The organism is Acidobacteriota bacterium (assembly GCA_040754075.1).
In the GTDB taxonomy this organism is placed as follows: Bacteria; Acidobacteriota; Blastocatellia; order UBA7656; family UBA7656; genus JBFMDH01.
The window spans coordinates 145290-171402 of the sequence record JBFMDH010000014.1 but is presented as its reverse complement, the minus strand read 5'-3'; the positions used below and the strand labels follow the sequence as shown (position 1 = coordinate 171402).

The 26113-nt window shown below is 48.7% G+C and carries 25 protein-coding genes; all 25 read left to right on the top strand.

The features are described 5' to 3' along the window. Positions 1 to 280: 280 nt before the first annotated feature. The 25 genes from trxB (at position 281) to AB1757_16580 (ending at position 26106) form a co-directional block, all read left to right on the top strand. Positions 281 to 1288, top strand: a complete 1008-nt coding sequence (gene trxB / locus AB1757_16700; protein MEW6128681.1) for a thioredoxin-disulfide reductase — start codon at positions 281 to 283, stop codon at positions 1286 to 1288. Between the two features lie 50 nt (positions 1289 to 1338). Further along, positions 1339 to 1923 (top strand): Uma2 family endonuclease, encoded by a 585-nt coding sequence (locus AB1757_16695; GenBank protein MEW6128680.1) that lies wholly within the window; start codon positions 1339 to 1341, stop codon positions 1921 to 1923. After that, positions 1920 to 2459, top strand: coding sequence for a DUF4149 domain-containing protein (locus AB1757_16690; GenBank protein ID MEW6128679.1), 540 nt, complete (start codon positions 1920 to 1922; stop codon positions 2457 to 2459). The genes AB1757_16695 and AB1757_16690 overlap by 4 nt, the downstream gene beginning before the upstream one ends. A 46-nt stretch (positions 2460 to 2505) precedes the next feature. Next, on the top strand, positions 2506 to 2892 hold the full coding sequence (locus AB1757_16685) for a hypothetical protein (protein ID MEW6128678.1): 387 nt from the start codon (positions 2506 to 2508) through the stop codon (positions 2890 to 2892). A gap of 12 nt (positions 2893 to 2904) precedes the next feature. Continuing rightward, positions 2905 to 4362, top strand: coding sequence for an amino acid permease (locus AB1757_16680; GenBank protein ID MEW6128677.1), 1458 nt, complete (start codon positions 2905 to 2907; stop codon positions 4360 to 4362). Between the two features lie 124 nt (positions 4363 to 4486). Further along, the gene (locus AB1757_16675) at positions 4487 to 4936 is read left to right on the top strand and encodes an S-adenosylmethionine decarboxylase (GenBank protein ID MEW6128676.1); all 450 of its coding nucleotides are present in this window, start codon (positions 4487 to 4489) and stop codon (positions 4934 to 4936) included. 61 nt (positions 4937 to 4997) lie between these two features. Then, entirely contained in the window at positions 4998 to 5942 is a 945-nt protein-coding gene (locus AB1757_16670; protein MEW6128675.1) for a hypothetical protein, read from the top strand. A 127-nt stretch (positions 5943 to 6069) separates the two neighbouring features. Continuing rightward, the gene (locus AB1757_16665) at positions 6070 to 7998 is read left to right on the top strand and encodes a DUF4178 domain-containing protein (protein MEW6128674.1); all 1929 of its coding nucleotides are present in this window, start codon (positions 6070 to 6072) and stop codon (positions 7996 to 7998) included. A gap of 26 nt (positions 7999 to 8024) precedes the next feature. Continuing rightward, on the top strand, positions 8025 to 9047 hold the full coding sequence (locus AB1757_16660) for a methyltransferase (protein ID MEW6128673.1): 1023 nt from the start codon (positions 8025 to 8027) through the stop codon (positions 9045 to 9047). A gap of 59 nt (positions 9048 to 9106) precedes the next feature. After that, a complete protein-coding gene (locus tag AB1757_16655) occupies positions 9107 to 9286 on the top strand; it encodes a hypothetical protein (protein MEW6128672.1) in 180 nt (59 codons plus the stop codon). 9 nt (positions 9287 to 9295) lie between these two features. Continuing rightward, positions 9296 to 9580 (top strand): DUF350 domain-containing protein, encoded by a 285-nt coding sequence (locus AB1757_16650; protein ID MEW6128671.1) that lies wholly within the window; start codon positions 9296 to 9298, stop codon positions 9578 to 9580. Between the two features lie 184 nt (positions 9581 to 9764). Continuing rightward, on the top strand, positions 9765 to 11273 hold the full coding sequence (locus AB1757_16645; protein MEW6128670.1) for a polyamine aminopropyltransferase: 1509 nt from the start codon (positions 9765 to 9767) through the stop codon (positions 11271 to 11273). A 49-nt stretch (positions 11274 to 11322) separates the two neighbouring features. Then, complete coding sequence (locus AB1757_16640; GenBank protein MEW6128669.1) at positions 11323 to 11892, top strand: hypothetical protein; 570 nt, start codon at positions 11323 to 11325, stop codon at positions 11890 to 11892. 146 nt (positions 11893 to 12038) lie between these two features. After that, positions 12039 to 13601 (top strand): FAD-dependent oxidoreductase, encoded by a 1563-nt coding sequence (locus AB1757_16635; GenBank protein MEW6128668.1) that lies wholly within the window; start codon positions 12039 to 12041, stop codon positions 13599 to 13601. Positions 13602 to 13658: 57 nt separating this feature from the next. After that, a complete protein-coding gene (locus AB1757_16630; GenBank protein MEW6128667.1) occupies positions 13659 to 14765 on the top strand; it encodes a hypothetical protein in 1107 nt (368 codons plus the stop codon). A gap of 137 nt (positions 14766 to 14902) precedes the next feature. Beyond that, positions 14903 to 16240, top strand: a complete 1338-nt coding sequence (locus AB1757_16625) for a S41 family peptidase (GenBank protein MEW6128666.1) — start codon at positions 14903 to 14905, stop codon at positions 16238 to 16240. A gap of 540 nt (positions 16241 to 16780) precedes the next feature. Next, entirely contained in the window at positions 16781 to 18706 is a 1926-nt protein-coding gene (locus AB1757_16620) for a DUF3857 domain-containing protein (protein ID MEW6128665.1), read from the top strand. Between the two features lie 34 nt (positions 18707 to 18740). After that, on the top strand, positions 18741 to 19148 hold the full coding sequence (locus AB1757_16615; GenBank protein MEW6128664.1) for a hypothetical protein: 408 nt from the start codon (positions 18741 to 18743) through the stop codon (positions 19146 to 19148). Positions 19149 to 19281: 133 nt separating this feature from the next. After that, the gene (locus tag AB1757_16610; GenBank protein MEW6128663.1) at positions 19282 to 19653 is read left to right on the top strand and encodes a hypothetical protein; all 372 of its coding nucleotides are present in this window, start codon (positions 19282 to 19284) and stop codon (positions 19651 to 19653) included. 19 nt (positions 19654 to 19672) lie between these two features. Further along, positions 19673 to 21787: a DUF3857 and transglutaminase domain-containing protein gene (locus AB1757_16605; protein MEW6128662.1), complete on the top strand. Its 2115-nt coding sequence runs from the start codon at positions 19673 to 19675 to the stop codon at positions 21785 to 21787. A 9-nt stretch (positions 21788 to 21796) separates the two neighbouring features. After that, the gene (locus tag AB1757_16600; GenBank protein MEW6128661.1) at positions 21797 to 22246 is read left to right on the top strand and encodes a hypothetical protein; all 450 of its coding nucleotides are present in this window, start codon (positions 21797 to 21799) and stop codon (positions 22244 to 22246) included. Next, positions 22239 to 22463 carry a hypothetical protein gene (locus AB1757_16595; protein ID MEW6128660.1) on the top strand — a complete coding sequence of 75 codons (225 nt, stop codon included), beginning with the start codon at positions 22239 to 22241 and terminating at the stop codon, positions 22461 to 22463. Before AB1757_16600 ends, AB1757_16595 begins: the two co-directional genes overlap by 8 nt. 251 nt (positions 22464 to 22714) lie before the next feature. Next, a complete protein-coding gene (locus AB1757_16590; GenBank protein MEW6128659.1) occupies positions 22715 to 22951 on the top strand; it encodes a hypothetical protein in 237 nt (78 codons plus the stop codon). Positions 22952 to 22974: 23 nt separating this feature from the next. After that, positions 22975 to 23532: a hypothetical protein gene (locus AB1757_16585; GenBank protein ID MEW6128658.1), complete on the top strand. Its 558-nt coding sequence runs from the start codon at positions 22975 to 22977 to the stop codon at positions 23530 to 23532. A 3-nt stretch (positions 23533 to 23535) separates the two neighbouring features. Continuing rightward, a complete protein-coding gene (locus tag AB1757_16580; protein ID MEW6128657.1) occupies positions 23536 to 26106 on the top strand; it encodes an SNF2-related protein in 2571 nt (856 codons plus the stop codon). The last annotated feature ends 7 nt before the right edge of the window (positions 26107 to 26113 follow it).

Sequence of the window (26113 nt, the reverse complement as noted above, 5' to 3'; positions counted from 1 at the left end):
GGTCAATTGGTGTATCATAGATGGCATCAGGGATGTCCTCCGTAATTGAATTTGGCAAAATGATTTTATCAACTACGGTTCAAAACATCCCTTTCAACTTTTTCAACTCAATACTCAGGTTAAGTAAAGGAGGTCAGTAGCCGGTGGTTGGTAGACGGTAGCCGGTAGTCGGTTAAAAAATTATGATGATTAAAATAGTTCGTAAAAATTCTTTTCATCATACCAACCACCGACCACTGACTACCGGCTACTGACTATGGACTAATCGGAGAGAAAGAGAATGGCAAAACAGAGAATTTATAAAGAGGTTGTGATTATCGGTTCGGGTCCTGCGGGACTCACTGCCGCAATTTATAGTGGACGCGCGAATTTAAACCCCTTGGTTATCGAGGGACCGCAACCCGGCGGGCAACTGATGATTACCACGGATGTTGAAAATTATCCGGGCTTTGCAAAAGGCATTATGGGTCCAGCCTTGATGCAGGAATTTCGCGACCAGGCGGCGCGCTTTGGCACAGCCTTTTTAACCACCTGGGTCAACGAAGTAGAGTTGAGCAAACGCCCGTTCATCTTGAATACGGACGACCAGGTTATCGAAGCTGAAACCTTGATTATCGCTTCCGGCGCATCGGCGAAATGGTTGGGCATACCCGGCGAAGCGCCCGTCCCGCATGGACTCGGTGGCGCAGGCGTATCGGCTTGTGCAACCTGTGACGGCTTTTTCTTTCGCGGAAAACCTTTGGTGGTCGTCGGCGGCGGCGATACGGCAATGGAAGAAGCGACGTTTTTAACCAAGTTCGCCACCAAAGTGACGGTCGTTCATCGCCGCGATGCTTTGCGCGCGTCAAAAATCATGCAGGAGAAAGCTTTTGCTAACGAGAAAATCGAGTTCCTCTGGGATACGGCTGTCGAAGAGATTCTCGGCACCCCGCAAAGCGGCGTCTCCGGTGTGCGCATCAAAAATTTGAAGACCGGCGCAGAGAGCATTTTTCCCTGCGAAGGCGTTTTCATCGCCATCGGGCATCAACCCAACACACAGATTTTCAAAGGCTGGCTGGAGATGGACGAGGTCGGTTATATCAAAACTCAGGGGCGCACCACGGCGACCAATATTGCCGGCGTGTTTGCCTGTGGTGATGCGCAGGACGCTTACTATCGTCAGGCGATTACTGCAGCCGGGACGGGTTGCATGGCGGCGATTGATGCTGAGCGCTTCCTGGATTTTCTGCCCGTCGAAGAGAAAGCCCGCATCCACAATGCAATGGAAATCGCCGAATCCGGCGCGTAGCGGAACCGGGTGTGACTTGATGCTAAAAAATTAGCAGGAAGGTTAAGCTTATGGCATCGAATCCGAAACCCTTTATCACGCCTGAAGAGTATCTCGAACTCGAAAGCCGAGCCGAGCACAAGAGCGAGTATTATCAAGGCGAGATATTTGTGATGGCTGGGGCAAGCCCGCGTCACAACCTATTAACCGCTAATATTGTCGGAGAACTTCGAGCGAAACTGAAAGGCAAACCCTGTGCGGTGGTTTCTGCGGATTTGCTCGTAAGAACCGCGAAGACCGGATTGCACACCTATCCCGATGTCGTTGTGGTTTGCGGCAAGCCTGCCCTGGATGAAAAAGAGAAACGCCTTCTGCTCAACCCCACGGTGATTGTCGAAGTGCTTTCCAAATCAACCAAAGATTACGATAGAGGCGGAAAATTTGAAGCCTACCGTGAAATCGAATCGTTCAGCGAATATGTTCTGGTTGCCCAAGACCGCTTTCACGTCGAGCATTTTGCCAGACAAGCGGATGGCAGTTGGTTGATGCGGGAAACCGATAACCTGGAATCCAAAATCAAACTTTCGACGCTGGATTGCGAACTCGAACTCAACGAGATTTATTACAACTTCGATTTTTTTGCAGGTGAAGAATGAGCGCCACAACGACTCATCGTCAAGACGCAGAAGCGGCTACAGGAGCCGGTTTTACGGCTAAGTCGCAAATTCTGGCATTCGTCGAGTTTTTGCTTTTAGGCGGTTGGCTCGGCGCTATGTGCTTTTTCAGTTTCGCGGTTGCGCCAAGCGCCTTTGCGGTTTTGCCTTCGCGTCATCTCGCAGGACAGATGGTTGCCAGCACCATTACTAAAGTTGAATGGCTGGGGCTGATCATCGGCTTTCTGTTGTTGCTTATGCAGTTTTTGAAAACCCGGAAAAGCAAACTCAATATCGCGTTGCTTGCCGGAATGCTTGCGGCTACTGCAGGCTTGCGGTTCTGGGTGTCGCCGACCATGAATAAACTCCGCGACAAGATGGGCGGCATTATTGATGAAGTCTCGCCGACCGACCCGTTGCGCGTTCAGTTCAATGATTTGCATCAATACTCCGTGACCCTGATGAGCCTTGCGATTTTATGCGGACTGGCGCTCATGTTTTTCACCGTGCGGTCATGGTTTAGACAAGTGACCAGGTAAAGAACCGCCAGGACGCCAGAATCGCCGGGAATATTAAAAAGATTTTATGAATCATTTGGCGATTTCGGCGTCCTGGCAGTTGGTTCACAAAACTGATAACCAACATCGCATGAATTCATCCGCCACCTCATCAACTGTTCACCCCGTCACCGCTTCATCTACGAACTGCCCGCTCTGTTTTGAAGCGATTGATGTAGACCAACCGCTCGCTCGACTTTCAAGTGAATGGCGCGAGGTACTTGAGGTTCGCGAACGCTGGCGCGACGTTGCGGAGGGATTTCATAAATTACAAACTTTTGAAGCCGTAGCCGAGGCGCTGTCGCTCGCACCTGAACTCGTTGAAAAGATTTTACAATTCCTCTGTCTGGAAATCTGCGGTTGTCGCAGAGTCATCTGCCCCGCTTGCCTTGACGATTACCGCAACGCGCTTTAATCTGCACGCACCATGCAAACAATCGAAAATCGAGACACCGCGACCGAAAGCCGCCCTTCGCTGATTCGCGCCCTCGGACTGCTGAGCGCCATCGCTGTGGTCGTCGGCTCAACCATCGGTTCGGGAATTTTCCGCTCACCTGCGGGTATCGCGGCGCGTGTTCCTGACCAGAGTTTATATCTCTGGCTGTGGACTATCGGCGGCGCGTTTACCTTGTGCGGCGCACTCACCTATGCCGAACTCGCCAGCGCCTTCCCGCATACCGGCGGCGTTTATGTTTACCTGCGCGAAGGTTTCGGCAAACTCGCGGCGTTTTTATTCGGCTGGTCGCAACTCATCATCATTCGCGCTTCGGCGCTTGGCGCACTTGCTGTCGTGGTCGCGGAATATTTTCTCAGGCTTCTCGGACAGGCGATTACTGTTGAGGTAAATGGTGTCGCTGAAACCGCGCCCGCGGTTCGCTATATTGCTGCTGGGGTGATTATCATCGCGACGATTTTGAATGTCGTCGGCGTGCGTTTCGGAGCGTTGGTGCAGAATTTCACCACGGTTGCGAAATACGGCGCGCTTGCCGCTCTGGTGCTCGCGGCATTTTTAATCGGCGCGCGACACCCTGTACCGGAAACCATCGAAGCGATTCCCGCTGCAACCGGCAATATTTCTTTCGCTTTGATTGGCAGCGCCTTCATTTCGATTTTATGGGTTTATGACGGATGGGCTGATGTGACTTATGTGAGCGGCGAAGTCAAACGCCCGGAACGCAATCTGCCGCTTGCCATCATTATCGGCACGCTGGCGGTGATTGCGATTTATATGCTGGCGAATTTCGCCTATTTTCATCTGCTCGACATTCGCCAGGTCGCCGGCTCGCGACTGGTTGCCGCCGACACTGCTTCGATGATTATCGGTCAAGCCGGGGTGACCTTGATTTCGATTGCCGTAATGATTTCGGCATTCGGAACCTTGAACGGCTCGGTACTTACGGGTCCGCGCACCATTTTTGCGATGGCAGATGATAAATTGTTTTTCAAACAACTGGCAGCCGTTCACCCGCGATTCAAAACGCCGCATATCTCTATCATTTTACTTTCGGGATTGGCGGTGCTGTACGTGCTGCTAATCGGCAATTTTCAACAACTCTCGGATATTTTTGTGTTGGGGGTGTGGCCGTTTTATGTCGGCGGGGTGGCTGCCGTGTATCCGTTGCGTAAGAAATTGCCTGACATTGCGCGCCCTTATAAAACGCTGGGTTATCCATTGACGCCCGCGCTGTTCATTATTGCGGTAATGTTTTTGTTGGGTAATGCGGTGCTTGACGATTTGAAATATTACGGTCTGGTTTCGAGCGCCGAAAAATTAGAATCGCCGAGCGGCGCATTGATTGTGTTCGGATTGATTTTACTGGGCGTGCCGGTCTTTTATTTGTGGCAGAAATTTAATGTGAAAGATGCAGTTGCTGTGAATGAATGATGCTGTGATAAGGGCTGAGGGACGCGGCAGAATTCGAGGGCTTGCTATAACCCATAAGCCTTGAACTTTTATCCTAAGCGGTATGCGTGATATTCTCTTGCCGAAATCTATTGAGCAAAACCTTATGAATGTTGGCGCAGAATGGATAGTTGATGCGTTTGGATGTTCATCTGCATCCTTGAGCGATTTGCCGACTTTGCAATCGGTGTGCGAACGTATCATCACAGAACTGGATTTACACGTTGTCGGAAAACCGCTCTGGCAACAGTTTCCCGCGCCGGGTGGCATCACGGGATTGTTCCTGCTCACCGAATCGCACCTTGCTTGTCACACTTATCCTGAATCTGGTATGGCGACCTTTAATCTGTATTGTTGCAAAGTGCGACCCGATTGGCGCTGGCAGGAGCGTTTGTCAGAAATGCTCGACGCCAAACGTGTAACCGTGCGGTTCGTCGAACGCGGCGCAGTTGAAGAAGAAGAGGGAAAAGAGAGAAGGGGAGAAAGGGAGAAGGGGAGAAAGGGAGAAGGGGAGATGGAGAAAGTTACAGCCTCGAAAATTCAGTTTCATCCTTAAAAGTATTATGCAAAGGGCAAACTTGAGAAAGCGAAGCCGCTGACGGAATGACTACAGAAAAATGTTTTTCGAGGATGAATCAAATTTTATAACGGTTTCTCTTATTACCACTCGCTATTTGGGGCACATAGATATAGCTGAGAGATTTTTTGCCTTGCTCTCACGCTATGGCGATATCTATGTACCGGAGAAATGGGGAACAGAAGAAAGAACCCGCAAGATTTTTTCGTTAACGGATACTTCAGAGATATTAAATGAGTGGGTTATCTCTAAGAACAAATTTAAATATCTAGTCTTCCGAAGGAAATATCCAGTGGAAGTTCAAATGTGTATAAGGATTGAACATTTCGCTCGAGCTACATTTAATGGGTTTGATGCATATATTCGCGATAAATATATAGATTCAGAGGACAAGGTAAACACACTACTAAATTTCATTGAAGAGCTTTGCTCGGTATTTACAATCGACTATGGATACATATCCCATATAAAGCAAAAGAGACGACAATCTTTTGTCTTAACTCCAGCGGAAAGACTAGCTGGAATTTATTGGGTGAACCTTTTTGGAAAACCATATATTGATTTTTTTGGACGGGGAAAATTGCTCAATTCGCCCTGTTATGAGGTGCGTGAGATTAAAGAAGGCTTAATTATATTGAAAACTGCTCGCACCCCACTTTCTCCTGAGATTTTGGATGATGATAGCGTCGCTATTCATTTGAAGAGTTATTTAAACAATAATGCTTTTGCGGGTCCCAATTTCCCTGATCAACCATGTGAGGTTCCTGAATTTGACTTTAGTGAAGTACGTTGGGCAGAAGATACGATTGCAAATGAGTCTATTGAGGATAAATCCGTTTGGCTTAAACAGGAGCTTATAGCCAAAGGGTATAAATTAATTAGCCAAGAAAATAACAAACTCATCTTTAAAGGCAACGAGAATTTTATTCATCTGGATTTAAACTCAGGGCAGGTCACTTTAAATATGTCGGGGGTATCAGATTGATTGTGTGCACGAGTTTTGGGTGCAAATTTTGTGTGAGCGGTCGAGTTGAATAGGTCAGCAAACTCTAAGCAAAGGGATTCAAGGCTTCTGTTTTCCCATTTACGTTTATAAGTGAGGTGAATGAAAGTTGGCATTTGAAGCGTCATGTCCATCGTGCGGCGGTACGGTAGCTTTCAAAACCAATTCGGCAATCGTGGTGGTGTGCGACTATTGCAATTCGGTCATCGCGCGCGGCGATAAAAATTTGCAAAACCTCGGCAAAGTCGCCGACCTTGCCGATACCGGCTCGCCTTTAGACATCGGACTCACAGGCGTCTATCAAGGCGTGCCGTTTCAACTCACGGGACGCGCGCAACTCGGACACGAAGCCGGTGGCGTGTGGGATGAGTGGTACGCTTTTTTTGCCGACGGGCGTTGGGGTTGGCTTGCCGAAGCGCAGGGCAAATTCTATATGACCTTTCAACGCCCGATTGACCCGCGCGCCATTCCGCCTTTTGAAATGTTGCAACTCGGTCATCCGGTTCCTACATTGCCAAGCCCTGTGCCGCTTGTCGTCGGTGAAAAAGGCGTCGCCACCATGCTTGGCGCAAAAGGCGAAATTCCTTACCAACTGATTCCCGGCGAACGTTATTATTTCGCAGACCTGTCGGGCGCGCGCGGTGAATTTGCGACCCTCGATTACAGCGAAATTCCTGCCCTGTTTTTTGTCGGGCGTGAAGTGCCTTATGAACAACTCGGTTTTCCCGTAACCGCGCGCGCTCCTGAACGCGAAGCCCAACGGGTCGCCGCGAAAAAATTGAACTGCCCGCAATGCGGCGGGCCGCTTGAATGTCGCGCGCCGGACATCACCGAACGCATTGCCTGCCCGAATTGCGGTTCACTACTTGATGTCAAAGATTGGAAATTTGAATATTTCAAAGCTCTCAAACCGGGGCGCGTGGTGCCCATCATTCCCATGGGCGCGGCTGGCAATTTAAGCGGCGCGCAGTTTACGGTCATTGGCTTTCTGCAACGCAGCGTCACCTTTGACAAAAAATATTATTGGGAAGAATACCTGCTCTACAATCCGCAGGTCGGTTATCGTTGGCTGGTGAGAAGCGATGAGCACTGGAATTTCGTTCAACCGGTGCCGCTTGGCGACATCCTGGATAGCGGGCGCAATGTGCGATTCGGCAATAAAAATTTTCGCATCTATCAGGATACGCCGGCGACCGTTGAATACATCGTCGGTGAATTTTATTGGAAAGTCACTTACGGCGAAAAAGTTCAAGCCGCCGATTTCATCGCGCCGCCGCTGATGCTGTCGCGGGAAATTTCTGTGAACCCTTCGCAAAAAGGCGCGATGACCGGTGAAGTCAACTGGTCGCTGGGCACTTACCTCAATCGCCAGGATGTCGAAAAAGCCTTTGGCATTTCGGGGCTTCCCAAACCTTCGACGATTGCGCCCAATCAACCGTTCCCGCATAAAAAAGTTTATAAATACTGGGGCATTTTTCTGCTGCTGATTCTGATTTTACTGATAGGCTTTGCGATTGCGATGCCGTCGCGCCAGGTTTTTGAACAATCCTTCGCGCTTGAGCCGATAAAAAGCCTCGAAGATTCACAGGTGCGATTCACCGAACCGTTTGCGCTCAAGGGCGGACAAAATGTCCGGGTGTCGGCTTTTTCGGATGTTGCCAATACCTGGGTCGATATTCAAGGCGACATCATCAACAACGACACCAACGAGAGTCAGGATTTTTCCCTGCCTGTGGAATATTATTCCGGCGTTGATGATGGCGAGGCGTGGAGCGAAGGCAATAAAAATGTGAACACCTATCTTTCGGCAATGCCTGCCGGAAATTATGTGCTGGGGTTGGATGTGCGTTGGGAAAAATTTCAACAACCGGTGACGATTACCGTCAAAGTCGAACAGAATGTGTTTAACGGTGGCTTTTTCATTATGGCGGGATTTCTGCTTTCGATTATTCCGGTGATTGTGATGATCAGGCATTTCAGTTTTTCATCCAGGCGCTGGAAAGATAGTGATTTCAGCCCCTATCAATCGTCTTCATAAAAAATAATAAGGAGACCTTGCAGCATATGAGTGAATTGACCCCGGCGCGAATTATGGAAGTTGCGATGGGCTTCTGGCCTGCGAAAGTCTTGCTTTCAGCAATCGAGTTAGGGTTGTTTACCACGCTGGCGGAAAAACCCATGACCGGAGAAGATTTGGCTGAGGCGTTGCAATTACATCCGCGCGCCAATCCGGATTTTTTTGATGCGCTGGTAGCGTTGAAATTTTTACAGCGCGATGGCGACGGCGCGACGGCGCTTTATAAAAATACCGATGAAACCGCACGGTTTCTCAATCGTAAAAGCCCAGCCTTTATGGGGGGCTTTCTTGAGATGGCAAATGAACGACTTTACCGGTTCTGGGGCGACCTCACCGAAGCTTTGAAGACCGGGCAACCGCAAAATGAGATTAAACACACGGGCGCCGGTGTGTTTGAAACTCTCTACAGTGACCCGCATCGCCTTGAACTGTTCATTGATGCGATGGCGGGAATCTCCGGCGGGAATTTTCAGGCGTTTGCCGAAAAGTTTGATTTCTCGCCTTACCAAACGCTTTGTGATATTGGCGGGTCGAGCGGACAGCTATCTATGATAGCTGCCGCGCGTCACCCGCATCTGCAATGCATCACGGTTGACCTGCCAGTCGTCACGGAAATTGCTAAACGCCGAATTGCTGCGGCTGGCTTTGCCGACCGCATCACTGCCGTGTCCGTCGATATTTTCAGCGAACCGCTGCCGAGGGCTGATGTCATCACCATGGGAATGATTTTGCATGACTGGAATCTCGAAAAAAAGCTGCAACTCATTCAAGCCGCCTATGACGCGCTGCCTGAAGGCGGGGCATTTGTGGTGATTGAAAACCTCATTGATGATGCGCGGCGGGAAAATGTTTTCGGACTGTTGATGTCGCTCAATATGTTGATTGAATTCGGCGAGGCTTTTGATTTTACCGGTGAAGATTTTTCCCGCTGGTGCAAAAGCCTAGGTTTCAGCCGAACCGAAGTTATTCCGCTTGCCGGCCCGGCAAGCGCCGGTGTGGCTTATAAGTAAAAAGTGGCTAAGCCTGACTTGAATCATTCAAATCAGGCTTGGCAAGGTGGAGATGTGTCATGCTCGGTAAATTTTATTTGTGGAGTGGTGTGCTCATACTTGGCGCGATAATTTTTATGACCGCCACGGGTAGAGAATTTGGTGGCAGTCGCCGGCAACTCAGCGAAGAAGAACGTCGCAATCCTGATCGCTATCGCTCGTATCATATCTTTCATTCGGGATACCGTTCCGGAAAATGAGGAGGAAGAATGGTTTTAGAAAATATCACAGGTTCGCTCACATCAATCGTTGCTGCAAATCAGTTCGCAATGCTCATACCGATGAGTCAATTGACCGAATTCATCGTTTCCAGTCTGGTGTTTGCTGCCATCGGATTGGTAGTGTTTGCCCTTGCCTTCTGGATTATCGTCAAGATGTCGCCGTTTTCAGTGCGTAAAGAAATCGAAGAAGACCACAACACGGCGCTATCAATCGTTATCGCCTCAGTCATCATCGGCATCGCACTGATTATCTCAGCCGCCATACACGGCTAAACCAGTAGGCAATAGGCAGCGGGCAGTAGGCAGTTAAAATGATTGTGCCTTTAAAAGTTTTTGCGTATCTCAGCGCAACGGGTCATCCCGACTGGATTATTTTCAGCATATCGATTTCTATATCAAGATGCTTGCCACTTTAACGAACAACTGCCTGCTGTCTGCTGCCTACTGCCTACTGATTATGAATCGCACGCCCATCATTTTTCTCAATGTCCTCGTCATTGCCACCTGTGGACTCATCTATGAATTACTGGCGGGAACGCTCGCCAGCTATGTCCTCGGTGATTCGGTTACGCAATTCTCCTTAATCATCGGCATTTACCTGTCGGCGCTCGGCGTCGGCGCGTGGGTCTCAGGGTTTATTGATAAAGAACTGGCGCGCAAATTTGTCGAAGTGGAAATCGCTGTGGCTCTGCTTGGCGGATTTTCCGCGCCGTTGTTGTTTTTGAGTTTTGCGCGGCTCAGTTATTTTCAAGTCGTCCTGTATTCGGTGGTGTTTGCCGTTGGCGTTCTGGTGGGACTCGAATTGCCGCTGCTGATGCGCATTCTCAAAGATGTGCTCGATTTCAAAGAACTGGTGGCGCGCGTCTTGACCTTCGATTATATCGGCGCGCTGATTGCTTCACTCCTGTTTCCGCTTTTTTTAGTTCCGCGCCTGGGACTGGTGCGCACGTCACTGTTGTTTGGCATGCTCAATGCCGTGGTCGGTTTGTGGGCAACCTGGTTACTTGAACCGTTGATGAAACGCGGCGTATTTTTCCTGCGGGTTCGCGCCGGAATAATCATTGTGCTGTTAATCATTGGGTTCATTAAAGCCAACTCGCTGACCAGTCTTGCCGAAGATGAATTGTTTCAAGATGACATCATCTATGCCAAGCAGACGCCCTATCAACGCATCATCGTCACCCGCGGGCGCGCCGGATTTCAATTGTTTTTAAACGGGCACCTGCAATTCAGTTCAGTTGATGAGTATCGCTATCATGAATCGCTGGTGCATCCGGCGATGATGTCTGTCAATGCGCCGCGCCGCGTACTGGTGATGGGGGGTGGCGATGGGTTGGCGATGCGCGAAATTTTGCGCTACCCATCGGTCGAATCCTTGACCCTGGTTGACCTGGATGCAGGCATGACCGAACTTTCAGCGCGCTTTCCGCCGCTTGCCGAACTCAATAAACATTCTTTCGCAGACCCGCGTGTGGAGGTTATCAATCGGGATGCGATGATCTGGCTCGAAGACCGGAAAGAGCTTTTCGATGTAGCGATTATTGACTTCCCTGACCCCTCAAGTTTCGCACTTGGCAAACTCTACACCACGCGGTTTTATAAATTGCTCAAGGCGAGACTGACACCCGATGCGGCAGTAGCGATTCAAACGACTTCGCCGCTGTTTGCGCGACAATCTTACTGGTGCATTATGAAAACGCTTGAAGCGGCAGGCTTTTATGTCCACCCATATCAAACCACCGTGCCATCATTCGGGGTGTGGGGCTTTGCGCTTGCAAAAACTCAGGAATTTGCGCCGCCACGCCTGGCGCCGAAAAATTTCAATTTACGATTTTTGGATGACAACGCGCTGGCGAGCCTGTTCATCTTTCCGGCAGACCTCGCCCCCGTGCCTGTCGAAATCAACCGTTTGGATAATCAAGCCCTGGTGCGGTATTACGAATCCGAATGGCGGCGATACGAATAATCACGAAGCAGATGGGAATTTCAAAATGAAGTAATTTGAGGAGACGCTTATGTTGTTACGCGCAGCATTTTTTATCTTAATTTTTTCACTCACCGGTTTGGCACAAACCAAAATCGAATACAAATTGTTAGCCACCAATAAAACCTCAACCATGCAAAAAGAGATGAACGAAGCTGCCGATGCGGGCTATCGTTTCGGCGGGGTGATGGGCGGCGAAACCTCTTTTGGCGGGTCGGAAACCGTCATCATTATGATTAAAGACCAGCGCCATCCGAACCAGTCGGGCATTCGTTATAAATTGCTGGCTACCAATAAAACTTCGACGATGCAAAAAGAATTGCAACAAGCCGGTGATGAAGGGTTCGAGTACAAAGGACAAACCGTCTTTGACACAACCTTCGGCGGCAAAGAGGTGGTGGTGATTTTAGAGCGCGACCCCGAAGCCAAAGTCGATGCCTGGGAATATAAATTACTGGCTACGAAAAAGACCGGCACTATGCAAAAAGAGTTGAGCGAAGCCGGAGGTGTGGGCTTTGAATTTGTCGGCGTGACGGTAAGCGATACGGCTTTTGGCGGCAAAGAAGTCGTCTGCATCCTGCGCCGCCCGGTGAAGAAGTGACGAACAAAATGCTAAAGAAAAAGAGAAGGGGAGAAAGGGAGAAAGGGAGAAAGGGAGAAGAAACTGCTTTTGTTTCCCCTTCTCCTCTTCTCCCTTTCTCCCTTTCTGTTTTCACTCGCCGTGAAATTCTAGCCGCGTTCTTAGGTTTGCCGGTTGCCCTTGCCGCCTGTCAATCAACTGAAAAACTATCGTTGCCGGAAGGTGAAATCATTGGCGCGTCGGACGTGGTCGGGCATCGCCTGCGTGACGGCGCGCGCGTTGAAATTGCGCCGGACAATTGGGAGCGCAAAAAAATTGTCATCGTTGGCGGCGGGGTTGCGGGGCTTGCGGCAGCGCGTCGTTTACTGCAATCGGGGGTTGAAGATTTCGTTTTACTCGAACTTGAAAAGGACGCCGGCGGCACCGCAAGAAGCGGACAATCGCCGCTTATCTCATACCCCTGGGGCGCGCATTATTTGCCTGCGCCGATGAAAGAGGACGCGGGGCTTGTGGAACTGCTGGACGAGATGGGCATTCTCGAAGGTCGCGATAAAGACGGCGAGCCGATGGTTGCCGAACAGTTTTTGTGTCGCGACCCGGAAGAGCGGTTGTTTTTCAAAGGCAAATGGTACGAAGGGCTTTACCTTCGCGCCGGGGCAAGCGCCGATGACCTCGCCGAGTTTGAGGCTTTTCAAAAAGCGGTAGGGCGATGGGTCGCCTGGCGTGACGCCAAAGGTCGTCGGGCATTCACACTGCCGATTGCCAAGTGTTCGGATGATGCGGAGGTCAACGCGCTCGATAAAATCACCTTTGGCGAATGGATGAATCAGCGTGGGTTTACTTCGCCGCGCCTGCGCTGGTTCGTCGATTATGCCTGTCGCGATGATTACGGCATGACGCTGGAGCAGACGAGCGCCTGGGCGGGACTTTTTTATTTCTGTTCGCGGGTGAAAAAGCCCGGCGATGAAGCCGCGCCGCTGATCACTTTTCCTGAAGGCAACGGACGATTCATCGCGCATCTTTTGGATAGAGCAAAAGCCCAGGTGCGATTGGGGCTTGCCGCAGTTGAACTGATTCCGACAAATGCGGGCGTTGATGTGATGGCGATGAGTTATGATGGCGAGCGCGTGCGCGGCTTTCACGCAGAGAAAGTGATTTTTGCCGCGCCGCATTTTTTAACCCGCTACCTGATTCGCGATTATCGCGACAAGCCACCGGCGCAGGTTCAGGAATTTGAATACGGCGCGTGGATGGTGGCGAATCTTTTTTTGCGCGACCGCCCGAAAGATAAAGGCTTTCAACTGGCGTGGGACAATGTGTTTTACGAAAGCCCATCGCTTGGCTACGTTGTCGCTACGCATCAACGCGGCATTGATAGAGGGGCGAGCGTGTTTACTTATTATTATCCGCTTTGCGATGACAATCCGCGTGAGGCGCGCAATCGGCTGCTCGGCACGGACCAGCGCGGTTGGGCAGATGTGACGCTCACGGATATGAGCCGCGCCCATTTTGAAATTCGCGCACTGGTTGAACGATTGGATGTGATGCGTTGGGGACACGCGATGATTCGCCCGCGCCCGAATTTTACCCGCAGCCCGCTGCTTGCCGCCGCCGCCAAGCCTTATCGCAATATTCATTTCGCGCATACGGATTTAAGCGGCGTCGCTTTATTTGAAGAAGCTTTCTATCACGGCAACCGTGCCGCTGAGGAAGTGATGAGTGATGAGTGATGAGTTGAAAAGCGAGGCGTTGATAATTATGCTGATTCGCGTTTGTGAGAGACAAAAATGAGCGTTGCAATAAAACAAACTAACTCATCACTCATCACTCATCACTCATCACTTAAACCTGTGTGGTTGTTTTCTCGCAACACTGACCTCGCGGTGTTTTTAGGAAGCGCGGTTATCTCTTTGCTTGCCTTGTGGATTGGCGCGCGCGTAGGTGTCTTGTATGACGATACACCTGACTGGGCGTGGATTCCTGCGGTCTTGCTCATCGATGTCGCGCATGTCTACTCAACCGCTTTTCGTGTTTACTTAGATAAACAGGAACTCTCGCGTCGCCCCTGGCTTTACACCATTGTTCCGGTGATTGGACTGCTTATCGGCATGGCGCTTTATTCGGAAGGCGAAGTCATATTCTGGCGGGTGCTCGCTTACCTTGCGGTCTTTCATTTCGTGCGCCAGCAATATGGTTGGGTGGCGCTCTATCGCGCCAAAGCCGGGGAACGCGACGGGCTTACGAAATGGATTGACAGCTTGGCGATTTATGCGGCAAGCGTCTATCCGCTGATTTACTGGCACGCCAATTTGCCGCGCAAATTCTGGTGGTTTCTCGCCAATGATTTTTCGGCAATACCGGCAATGATGGCTCAGATTGCCGCGCCGATTTACTGGCTCGTGATGGCGGCATATGTTGCGAAATCACTCTATTTCGCTTTGGTGAAAAAACAGTTCAATCCCGGCAAAGACATTGTTGTCGTCACCACTGCGGTTTGCTGGTACGTCGGCATCGTCGCTTACAATTCCGATTACGCATTTACAGTAACCAACGTCATCATTCACGGCGTGCCTTATTTGGCATTGATTTATTGGTATGGCAAAACCCGGCTGGCGCAGGTTGGCAGACCAGGCGTGTTTCGTATCTTTGCCTATTCGCCTGCCTTGTTTCTTTTTATTCTCTGGGTTCTGGCTTACTTTGAAGAGTTGGTTTGGGATCGTAGTGTGTGGCATGACAAAGACTGGTTTTTCGGCGAAGGATGGGAAATCGGCGCCTTGAAAATTTTACTCGTGCCGCTTCTTGCATTACCGCAACTTACCCATTATGTTTTAGACGGTTTTGTCTGGCGTCGAAAATACAACCCGGACTTTGCTTCCTTCGCATCAAAAAATTAACGCTTCGCAAGTCGAGATGCGGCTTGTGCTGCAAAGTCGCTGAACGGATAATCACTATCCTATCAGTTTTGGTTGGCAGAAGTGCTTGAGCGCCTATCTACTCACCCCGTGTGAGAAAAATATTTTTAGGAGAAATTATGTTTCGGAAATCTTCCTGCAATTTATTATTGATTTTCGTTTGTTGCTTCGCCGTTGGCGTTACTGACAACCGGCAACCGACATATGCTCAGAGTCTTGAGCGTATCGAGCGTGAACGGGCGCAAAGCATGCTCAACGCCGTCAAAGACGAGTTGAAAAAAAATTACTATGATACAGGCTTCGGTGGCATGGATGTGGAGGCGCGCTTCAAAGCCTCTGAAGAGAAACTCAAACAAGCCACCTCGCTTGGGCAGGCATTGGGAATTGTTGCCCAATCGCTGCTCGACCTTAATGACTCCCACACCTTTTTCATTCCGCCTTCACGTCCGGTGAAGGTTGAATATGGTTGGCAAATGCAAATGATTGGCGACAAGTGTTATGTGATTGCCGTAAAACCCGAAAGCGATGCTGCCGCCAAAGGTTTAAAACCCGGCGACCTGATCGTTTCAGTTGAAGGTTTCAAACCTTCACGCAAAGAGATGTGGAAGATGGAGTATTATTACTACACCTTAAGCCCGCGCCAGGGGCTGCGACTGGTGGTGCAAAGTCCCGGCGGCGAACCGCGCCAACTCGATGTTGCGGCAAAGATGCGACAGGGGAAGCGCATCCTTGACCTCTCCGGACGGGATGCGACTATTGATTTGAATGAACTCGACAGGGAATCTGAGGATGCTTACCGTTTACAGCGACACCGTTTCCAGAAAGTCGGAGACATCGTCATCTGGAAGATGCCGGGTTTCGATTTCGAGCCGGAACAGGCGAGTCGGTTGATTGATGAATATGCGATGCCAAGCGCCGGACTCATCCTTGATTTGCGCGGCAATCCCGGAGGTTACGTATTGACGCTGGAACGCTTAGCCAGCCATTTCTTTGACCATGAAGTAAAAATTGCCGACCTCAAAGGGCGCAAAGACTTAAAACCGATGGTTGCCAAAAAGCGCGGCGATAAACCTTTCGCAGGGCGACTCGTGGTTTTAATCGACAGCAAATCCGGGTCGGCGGCTGAACTGTTCGCGCGGTTGATGCAAATCGAAAAACGCGGCACGATCATCGGCGACCAATCTTCCGGGTCGGTTATGCGCTCTAAGGTTTATATCAGGGAGTTGGGAGTAGACAAGATTGTGCCTTTCGCGGTGAGCGTTACGGATGCGGATGTGATTATGACCGATGGCAAAAGTCTGGAACATATCGGGGTGACGCCGGATGAACGGCTCATTCCAACCGCCGAAGATTTAGCCGCAGGGCGCGACCCTGTGCTGGCGCGCGCCGCCGCCATCCTGGGCGTAAAACTTGACCCGGCAGTAGCGGGAAAGTTTTTCCCTATCGAATGGAAATAAGCGACACCGGTTTTACAAGAACCCCATAGATAACGGGTTTATTCAAATGTGCACCAAGCTATAGGATGAAACGCGGCTTGCAAATCACCAACGAGAATGAGGTTTCCTATCGTTGGCGATTTGCAAGCCGCGTTTCTTTTTCTACGCAAACCACGGATTGTTTTGATGAACAGATTTGTCGCTTGAACGGCAGTCTTGGATGAATCTTGGGAAAGTAAGGGCTTGAAAATTTACTCCTGTTGGACTTTCCGTTATCACAACTTACAAAATTTGTACTCAATGATTTCATTTGCCATCGAAAATACAACCCGGACTTTGCTTTCTTCGCATCAAAAAATTAAACCTGCAAAATTTGCATTAACCATTTGCAACTCTAAATCAAGATTTTTATAATCCCGTCGCCACACATTCCGGGTAGAAACTAACTGGGGTATGCCATTTAACCCCCCGCCCCTATTTGAGCGCCACTATATTTCTGGAGGAGATATGAAAATGTTCTCTCGCCTATTTACCCCTCTTTTTTGGGGGATGTTTTTTTTTATGTTTTTAGCCCTTGATGCCACCGCACAGGATTGGCGTCCGGTTGACCCTGCGCATCTGGCGATGAAAGAGCCGGTGGTTGAAAAAGATGCCGATGCCGAAGCCATTTTCTGGGAAGTGCGGGTCAACGATGCAGGCTATGATCTGGTGTTCAATCATTACGTTCGCATCAAAATTTTCACCGAACGCGGTAAGGAATCGGAAAGTAAAATCGATATTCCGTACATCGGCAATTTTCAGATCAAAGACATCGCCGCCCGCACCATTAAACCGGACGGGTCGATTGTCGAACTCAAAAAGGAATCGGTGTTTGACCGCACCATCATCAAAGTCAGCGGTATCAAAGTGAAAGCCAAATCCTTTGCCATGCCTACGGTTGAACCGGGCGTGATTATCGAATATCGCTGGAAAGAGGTGCGCCCGTTTCGTTCGGCAGACAATATTCGTTTGCCCTTTCAACGCGATATTCCTGTGCAATTCGTCAAGTATTTCATCAAACCTGACCCTAACCGTAATGACCTGGCAGGTATGCGCACGCTCGCGTTTCGTATGCCGCGCGTGCCCTTTACCAAAGAAAAAGATGGTTTCTATTCCATGCAGATGACCAATGTTCCGGCATTTCGCGAAGAACCTTATATGCCGCCCGAAGACCAGGTGCGTTCCTGGATGCTGATCTTCTATTCGCAAGAAGATAACCTGGACTCTGCAAAATACTGGGGCACCCTTGGCAAGCGGGTTGCCGAATATATGAAGCCGCAGATGAAGGTCAACGACGAAATTAAAAAAGCGGTGCCGCAAATCATCGGCGATGCCACAACCCCGGAAGACAAACTTGCCCGCATCCTCAATTTCGTGCGCACACAGATTAAAAACACCAGCGACGACGCCTCGGGCATGACCGATGAACAGCGTAAAAAACTCAAAAACAACAACTCGCCATCCGATACCTTGAAGCGTGGCATGGGCGACGGTTCGGATATTGATTTTCTGTTTGCGGCGCTGGCGACCGCCGCCGGTTTTGATGCGCGCCTCGCTTTGCTGCCGGATCGCGGCGATATTTTCTTTGACCCGAAACTGCCTGTGCCTTATTTCATTGAAACCGGCAACATCGCTGTGAAAGTCGGCGAGGGTTGGAAATTTTTTGACCCCAGTACGACCTATGTGCCAAACGGTATGTTGCGCTGGCAACAGGAAGGCGTGCAGGCATTGATTCTCGATACCAAAGAATGTGTGTTTGTGCCGACGCCCATGTCGCCGCCGGAGCGTTCAAAAGAGACCCGCACCGCGACCTTTAAACTCAGCGAAGACGGGACGCTCGAAGGTGATGTGCGCATGGTTTACACCGGTCACCGGGCTTATGAGCGAAAAGAGAGCAACGATGATGAGACGCCGGAAAAACGCGAAGAGGCGTTGCGCGACATGATTCAATCGCGGTTGAGCACGGCGGAGCTTTCCAACATCATCATTTCAAGTGTCACCGACCCGGTGAAACCTTTCGTTTATACTTTTCATGTCAAAGTGCCCGGTTATGCGCAACGCACCGGCAAACGCCTGTTTTTTCAACCGGCGTTTTTTGAACGCGGCATCGGCGAAAGATTTCCCAATAGCGCCCGCCAGCACGCCATCTATTTTCACTATCCGTGGATGGAAGAAGATGTGGTGACCATTGAATTGCCGCCCGGTTATGCGCTCGACAGCGCCGATCAACCGCAGGGCTTGAAGGTGGAGAATGTCGGCTCTTATGATGTCAGTATCGGCGTAACCAAAGATGGTCGCATGGTTGAATACCGGCGCAAGTTTCAGTTCGGACTGAGCGACAATATCTATTTTCAAAGTTCCAACTACCCGACTTTGAAACAGGTCTTTAATATGGTGCACGACCGCGACAATCACACGCTGACGCTCAAACAGGACGCGGCGAAATAAATTTTACCTGAATACGTAACACTTAGGAGGCTTTATGATGAGATCAATCGCTTTGGCGCTAATCCTCTTGATTCCTGATCGGCTCCCCAGCCTCATCGTCCTTGTCGGCTTCTGGATTCCTCCTGCGCTGGCTGGCTGGGTGGCGGCAGGGTTCCTTCAGCGAAGCGCCACGCGCTCCCGCGCTACCGTGACCTTTGCAATCCTGGCGGCATTGGTGCTGGGTTACGCTGCGGCGTGGTTCCTCTTCAACCTCGGTCGTATGCCGCCGTACATACCCGGAGCGTCAAACGATCCAACGTTCGCGCCGCCGCAGGCGGTTGCAGGTCTCGCGGTTGTCGCGAGTGCGCTGGTGTTGCCCGGCAGCGCGCTCGCCTGCGCTCTGGCGTTTCGCTGCCGTAAGCGGATGTCCGGAGGCGCGCCGACTTCGCCCGGGTCAGTCTAACCAATCAATGTATTGGAGCGCGCGAATCACGTCTTGCCTGAATTTCGGTTCACACCGCGCGCCTGCTGATTTCTATCGTTAGTACCTTCTGCGGTAGCGGACGAGTTCACCGTATTGAGAAAGGAGTTTAAGTATGAATGTAACCGAACATGATTTTTCAGGCGATTGGCAATGGCGTTCGCCGGATGGACGATGTGAGAACCGGATTCATCTCGAAGTGGTTGACGGAAAACTCGCCGGGTGTTGGACAATCGGCGGCGTCAATGCCCAGAGCGTTTGGGAAACCGTCGATGCGCTTTTACAGGACGTGCAACTGCAAGGCGATACTTTGTTGTTTAAACCCGGACAGACTGCGCCATCCCGAATGACTTTGCAATTCGTGAATGCAAATAAAATCACCCTGGGCGTCGATGTTTCTTCGTTACCCGCAGAAATTGATGTGAATGATGCCGATGTCCAAAAATCGTTGAACAGGCACCGGATAGATTTGACGAAAGTGAAATAAGAGAAGGGAAGCTCGTGTTATGAAAAATCATCGAACAGTGGATGCAGTATCGTTTAAACGAAATTTGTTGAGTGGTGAGCCGCAGGTTGTTGCCACCAAGACACAAAGGGCACAAAGGTTCATCAAGGGGACTAGGTCTGGCTTAGCGCCTTTCGTGTCTTTGCGGTTTACCTCTTTCAAGGCGTTGCTCGCCGGTTGCGCGTTGCTGTGGTTAATGAGCCTCAATGCCTTTGCCGATGATGCGCCGGGGTGGTTGAGACAAGCAGCATCGGTGACAACTCCCGCTTACGGCAAAAATGTTGCGGCGGTGGTTTTGCTCAACGAACGCAGTATCAAAGTTGAAGAAGACGGCAAGATGACCACGGTTGAACGCTACGCTGTGAAAATTCTCACAAGCGACGGCAGCCAGGAAGCGCGCGGCGCAGCCGTTTACATGACCGACACCGGCAAAGTCAAAGACATACGCGCCTGGGTGATTCATCCGTCGGGCGAAGTGAAAAAACTCGGCAAAGATGAAACTCTGGACCTCGCCATCGCGCAAAACGATGTCTACAACGAAGCCCGCATCAAAGCCATCAGCGCCACCGGCGAAGTCGAACCCGGCGCGATTTTCGGTTATGAGTACACCGCCGAAGAGCGTTCGGTGTTCACGCAATTCGATTGGAATTTTCAGGAAGATTTGCCGACCCTGGTGTCGCGTTTCAGTTTGAGTTTGCCTGTGGGCTGGCACGCCGAAAGCGTCATGTTCAATCATCCCAAACTCGACCCCATGACGACGGGGACGAATTACACCTGGGAATTGAAAAATCTCGGACACATCGAAGATGAACCGGCAGCGCCGAGCCCCGTCAATCTCGCGCCGCGTCTTGCCGTGAGTTACTTTCCCGCCGAAGGTAAAGCGATGCTTGGTCGCTCGTTTACTTCGTGGGCAGATGTGTCGGATTGGCTTACCAATCTGAGCATCGGGCAGGACGCCGTAAGCGAACCGCTGGCGGCAAAAGCCAAACAGCTTACGGCAAACGCCAAAACCGAATATGAAAAGATTCAACTCATCGGGCGTTTCGTGCAAAGCGTCAATTACATTTCGATTCAAACCGGGCTTGGGCGCGGCGGCGGCTATCGCCCGCACGCGGCGAGCGATGTGTTTGCCAAAGCTTACGGTGATTGCAAAGACAAAGCCAATTTGATGAAAGCCATGCTCAAAGCCATCGGTATCAATTCATTTCTGGTGAGTATCTATTCGGGCGACCCGACCTATGTGAGAGAAGAGTGGCCCTCGCCGCAACAGTTCAATCATTGCATCATCGCCGTGAACCTTACCGAAGCGACCAACGCGCCGACGGTGATTGAACATGCCAAACTCGGCAAGTTGTTAATTTTCGACCCGACCGATGACAACACTCCGGTTGGCGATTTGCCCGACCACGAACAGAACAGTTTCGCTTTAATTATTGCGGGCGCGGATGGCGCGTTGATGCGCATGCCGATTACCCCGCCCGAAGCCAATAAAATGGAGCGCACCATTGACGTAGAGCTTGGCGCGGGCGGCGAAATTACGGCGAAACTGCGTGAAGAGAGCATCGGTCAGGCATCGGTTGATGAACGGCGAAGGTTTCGCGGACTGTCGCGTCCCGATTATTTAAAGATGATTGAAAAATGGATCGTGCGCGGTGTATCGGGCGCAAGCGTCAAAAAAGCCGAGCCGACAGATAGCCCTGCGGATGGCAAATTTTTGCTCGATGTGGAATTCGCTTCGCCGCATTACGGGCAGTTGATGCAGGGCAAGTTGTTAATTTTTAAACCGGCGGTAGTGTCGCGCCGCGAGAGCATATTTTTAACCGAATCGTCGCGCAAGCATCCGGTGTTATTGAACTCTGAAGCTTATACGGAAACCGTGCGGGTGAAATTGCCCGAAGGTTTCGCGGTTGATGAACTGCCCGATGCGGTGAAGATGGAAACCGCGTTTGGGATTTATTACACGAGCTACGAAGTGAAAGACGGCACCTTGCATTTCACCCGCAAGATGATTTTGCGCGGAGCCATCATTCCGCCGGGCGAATATGCCAGGGTGAAAGAATTCTTCGCCCGCATGCGCGCCGCCGAACAAGCGCCCGTTGTACTGGCGAGGAAATGATAAGGAATTGTGCTGAAATCTTTTCCTGATTTTGATGAAAAAGGTGATTTGCCTGACACGGTTTATCAGGCAACACTTACCGAAATCATTGAGCATTTTGGCGAAGGCACATTGCAACGTCAGATTGTGGCTCGACGATTATCTCGTATTTACGAATTGGCAAAAAGCACGGGTGAATTAGCCAGATTCATTATTTTCGGCTCATTTGTAACAAATAAGCCTTCACCGAAGGATGTTGACATCTTTATGATTATGGAAGATACATTTGAATTTGATAAATTGGTTGGAGAGACAGCCATCATCTTTAACCATATGTTGGCTCAGAATTGGGAGGGGGCGAGCATTTTTTGGATTAGAAGATTGGCAGCGATTGGTGGCGAGCAAGCCGCTATCGAACATTGGCAAATTAAACGCGACGGAGGCAAGCGCGGCATTATTGAGGTGATAGGCAATGATTAAAAACGATCAAGAACTCCAGGCAACTTATGAGCGGATAAAATACTTTCAAGAACAAATTGCGCTTTTACGTAAGGTCGAATCCAATCCAATAAACTACAAACATTCCGTTGGCGGTTATCTGGCCGAGATTGACCGCATGAATTTGGAAGTTAGGGAATATCTTTGGTTGCACTCAAGCGAAGTTGATAATAACCGCAACTCGGCTATTTCCAATTAGCTTCCTTCTTATTTCTTGTGCGCCGCCGAACAAGCGCCCGTCGTGTTGGCGAAGAAATAGAGCATAGAACTATCTTGGGAGTGCGGTGACTTGTCACCGCTTTTAATTGAAATAAGTAGCATTGAAATAGCTTGGTTCAATCAAGGTGCTTATTCAAAATAAAAGCTGCGACAAGTCGCAGCACTCCAAATTTTCCGCTTGTCTTACAGGTTGCGTTAAGCCTGATGCAAAAGCTCAAAAATTTGAGGTGTTTGGCAACGATTGAAAATGATCGGGAACTGCAAGCGACCTATGAGCGGATAAAATACTATCAAGAACAAATTGCGCTTTTGCGTAAAGTCGAAAATAACCTAACGAACTACATACAATCCGTTGGCGGTTTTCTGACTGAGATAGATCGTCTGAATGTCAAGGTTGCAGAATATCATATCCTGCATTCGAGTGAGATTGATACTAACTTGGATAGCAATATAAACTCCTTAAACTAATTTCCAAGATATAGAGGTGGAATTTGGCTATTGACGCTAACTTGAGGCTGTTATTTCTAGCATCGAAAAAATTTGAGTCAGGCAAAGCAGTTCGCGGTGCGTTTTTACTAACTGACTTGAATACAAAGCCAGTTGAATTTCGATGCACTAATCCAATTCGACCAACAACGCTTCAAACAATGTTGTACGGAGATATTTTAGAACAGCATATGATGGTAGACCTTATTGGTATCCCTTTAGTAAATTCTATCAAAGAACACCCATCACTAATTTTAGTTCGAGAACAAAGTTTTCTTGGCATTAGGCCGAAAATTGATTTACCTATTATTCAGATTGCAAGTGAAGAATCTATCCCAATCTCAATGGCTGATGATGGAAGTGGAAATCAGTTGTTGCATTCTAAATCAGGCAGGTTCGAGCCTGTTGTTTTAATGACACATAATAAATTCACAAACGACCGAGAACATGCCAAAACAATCTTAAACGAAATTATTGAAACTCATAATTTACTTGAACCATTTAATCGGATTGAGACAGCATTGGAACAAGTACACGGACAAAAAATTGGTGAGGAGAAATAAAGAATGGGATTGTTTGTACAAATCGGTCAAAAGATTGGTAAGACGGTCCTTCCGATTAAGCAAACTAGAGTTATAAATTTACCTATCCCTCAACATGCAGAACCAGAGTTATGCAAATTTCCTAAACCTGCTTTTGAGAAAATACAGATTTTCCGAATATCTAAAGGCATTATTCAAGAACCTCAAATAACGACCAACCTCCTATTCTCATTATCTGATATTAATTGGAACTCAGACTTTAAGCCACTTATATCTGGCATCTTTAGATTTCAAGGAGTTGGATTTAATGAGACAAGAATTAGTGCCAACCTTGTAGATATGTTTTCACTGCTTGAATCCAAAACTTGGGTTTCGGAAAATTTATTTGTTTTGCTAGAGGGCGGTTCTGTAAATGGGAAAAAGTATGGTGAACAAGGTAAGACACAGACTCAATCTGCGCTCTTCAAAGATTTTCAATCCTCCGCGCATCGAAGTGAATTCAAAAAGGCATATACAAGGGTCAAAACACGCAATGCACTATCTACTCACGCTACCTATGCTCTTAGCGTTTGGGATTTAATTTATCCCATCTTATTACCTCCACTCACTTTTGATTTTGTACCTCAATTTGACATATTGGAAAAACTCAGACCGTATCAAAAAACTGGTATATCATTTTTGGTTGAGAATCAATCAGCATTGCTCGCAGATGAAATGGGGACTGGCAAGACAGTAATGAGTGCTGTAGCTTTGAGATTGCTCTTTAGACTAGGTAAAGTTAGCAAAGCGCTTATTATTTGCCCGGTGAATATTCTTAGGGTTTGGCAAGATCATTTACTTGATTGGGCTAGTGAACTTGAGCTAACAGTTGTGAGAGGTTCAAAGGAAACTAGAAAACTTGATTGGCAATACCCCGCCCATGTCTACTTAACTACATACGAAACTGTTGCTTCAGATTTCTTAACCGTTGTAAAAAAAAAGGATTCTTTCAACTGTCCAAAATGTGGCAAGAGGCTTTTTTTTAAAGAAAAAATAACGGTACAAAGTGATTCTTTCCCTCAGTTTGAGTGTCCATCCTGCAAAACTATTCTTGACAATATACCTTTGAAGAATTCTTTAGTTGATTCGGATATTTTTACTCGTTTTGATATTGTCATCATTGATGAAGCTCAATATATCAAGAACTCAAACAGCGATAGAAGCCGAGCGGTAAAATTGGTAAAACCTAAATTCAGATGGGCATTAACTGGGACGCCTGTTGAGAATAAACTTGATGATCTTGTCTCTATATTTGAATTTGTTAAGCCTAACTACCTTCGTAAAGAAGGACTGACTCCAAGCTTAGCTACAAAATATATCAAGCCTTATTTCTTACGTCGGTTAAAAGAAGATGTTCTAAAGGAACTTCCCCCGAAAATCAAACAGGATATCTGGCTAGAATTGGATGAATCTCAAAAGGTTGAATACCAGGAGGCATTACGAGGCGGAGTAAGTGAACTTGAATCATTAGGGGATAAAGTTTCTAAAGTACATGTCTTTAAGCTGCTCACACAGTTAAAACAGATTTGCAATTTTGCTAAAGACCGAAATACGAGTTCTAAAACTAAAGCACTAATAGAGCTTGTTGAGGAAATAAAGGATAATGGTCAAAAACTTTTAGTTTTTTCTCAATATGTTGATTATGGTATCAGCAAACTGGAGACGCTTCTAAAACCATTTGGAGTGGCGGTACTCAAAGGCGGTTTGAGCGATCAAGCAAAGAGAATAGCTATTGATAAGTTCAAAAGTGATTCAGAAATTACCGTTTTTTTATCAACAATCAAAACGGGAGGCGTTGGACTGACACTCACGGAAGCGAGCTACGTTATACATTTTGATCACTGGTGGAATCCCGCCTTAATGTGGCAAGCAGAAGATAGGGTTCATCGGCATGGGAAAGAACATTGGGTTGATAAAGAGGGGAAAAAGCAGGGAGTTAATATCTATAGCTTTTGGATGCAAGAGACTATTGAGGAGAGGATACATGAGAAGTTAAGAGAAAAGGGGCTGTTATTCGATGAAGTAGTTAACGGACTTTCGGAAGAGATTATTAATGAAATGATTTCAACTGACGAGTGGCTCGATATGCTCGGTGTAAAGACGAATAAGGATAAAAGGGTGAAGAAAAATAACCAAGCAACTGAATCGTCACAAACAATAACTAGTATTCTCGAAAGCCTTTTTACGGTGAATCCAATCCAATTTGAAGAAGTAGTAAAATCTGTTTTTACTAAGATCGGATTTACAAATGTCAGGACGACTAAGCGAAGCCACGATGGTGGGATTGATATTATAGGATATAGACGTTCGGTTGGTGGCACTGAAAAGACTATAGCCCAATGTAAAAGAACGAGTCGCGTGGGTGTTGAAGTAGCGAGAGAATTATTAGGAGTAATTGCCGCAGACCATTCCATTGCTAAAGGATTTCTCGTTACATCTGGTACCGTATCGCCTGAGTGTAGAGCTTTTTGTGAGAAGGATGGAAGACTTTCTATTATTGAAGGACTAACTTTAGCTACTTATATTTTACAATTCGGGGTTATAGTCACGGAGTAAATGGCTA

Coding starts and splice junctions, on each gene's coding strand:
- trxB (MEW6128681.1), top strand. CDS start 281: ATGGCAAAACAGAGAATTTATAAAGAGGTTGTGATTATCGGTTCGGGT.
- AB1757_16695 (MEW6128680.1), top strand. CDS start 1,339: ATGGCATCGAATCCGAAACCCTTTATCACGCCTGAAGAGTATCTCGAA.
- AB1757_16690 (MEW6128679.1), top strand. CDS start 1,920: ATGAGCGCCACAACGACTCATCGTCAAGACGCAGAAGCGGCTACAGGA.
- AB1757_16685 (MEW6128678.1), top strand. CDS start 2,506: ATGAATCATTTGGCGATTTCGGCGTCCTGGCAGTTGGTTCACAAAACT.
- AB1757_16680 (MEW6128677.1), top strand. CDS start 2,905: ATGCAAACAATCGAAAATCGAGACACCGCGACCGAAAGCCGCCCTTCG.
- AB1757_16675 (MEW6128676.1), top strand. CDS start 4,487: ATGAATGTTGGCGCAGAATGGATAGTTGATGCGTTTGGATGTTCATCT.
- AB1757_16670 (MEW6128675.1), top strand. CDS start 4,998: ATGTTTTTCGAGGATGAATCAAATTTTATAACGGTTTCTCTTATTACC.
- AB1757_16660 (MEW6128673.1), top strand. CDS start 8,025: ATGAGTGAATTGACCCCGGCGCGAATTATGGAAGTTGCGATGGGCTTC.
- AB1757_16655 (MEW6128672.1), top strand. CDS start 9,107: ATGCTCGGTAAATTTTATTTGTGGAGTGGTGTGCTCATACTTGGCGCG.
- AB1757_16650 (MEW6128671.1), top strand. CDS start 9,296: ATGGTTTTAGAAAATATCACAGGTTCGCTCACATCAATCGTTGCTGCA.
- AB1757_16645 (MEW6128670.1), top strand. CDS start 9,765: ATGAATCGCACGCCCATCATTTTTCTCAATGTCCTCGTCATTGCCACC.
- AB1757_16640 (MEW6128669.1), top strand. CDS start 11,323: ATGTTGTTACGCGCAGCATTTTTTATCTTAATTTTTTCACTCACCGGT.
- AB1757_16630 (MEW6128667.1), top strand. CDS start 13,659: ATGAGCGTTGCAATAAAACAAACTAACTCATCACTCATCACTCATCAC.
- AB1757_16625 (MEW6128666.1), top strand. CDS start 14,903: ATGTTTCGGAAATCTTCCTGCAATTTATTATTGATTTTCGTTTGTTGC.
- AB1757_16620 (MEW6128665.1), top strand. CDS start 16,781: ATGTTTTTAGCCCTTGATGCCACCGCACAGGATTGGCGTCCGGTTGAC.
- AB1757_16615 (MEW6128664.1), top strand. CDS start 18,741: ATGATGAGATCAATCGCTTTGGCGCTAATCCTCTTGATTCCTGATCGG.
- AB1757_16610 (MEW6128663.1), top strand. CDS start 19,282: ATGAATGTAACCGAACATGATTTTTCAGGCGATTGGCAATGGCGTTCG.
- AB1757_16605 (MEW6128662.1), top strand. CDS start 19,673: ATGAAAAATCATCGAACAGTGGATGCAGTATCGTTTAAACGAAATTTG.
- AB1757_16595 (MEW6128660.1), top strand. CDS start 22,239: ATGATTAAAAACGATCAAGAACTCCAGGCAACTTATGAGCGGATAAAA.
- AB1757_16580 (MEW6128657.1), top strand. CDS start 23,536: ATGGGATTGTTTGTACAAATCGGTCAAAAGATTGGTAAGACGGTCCTT.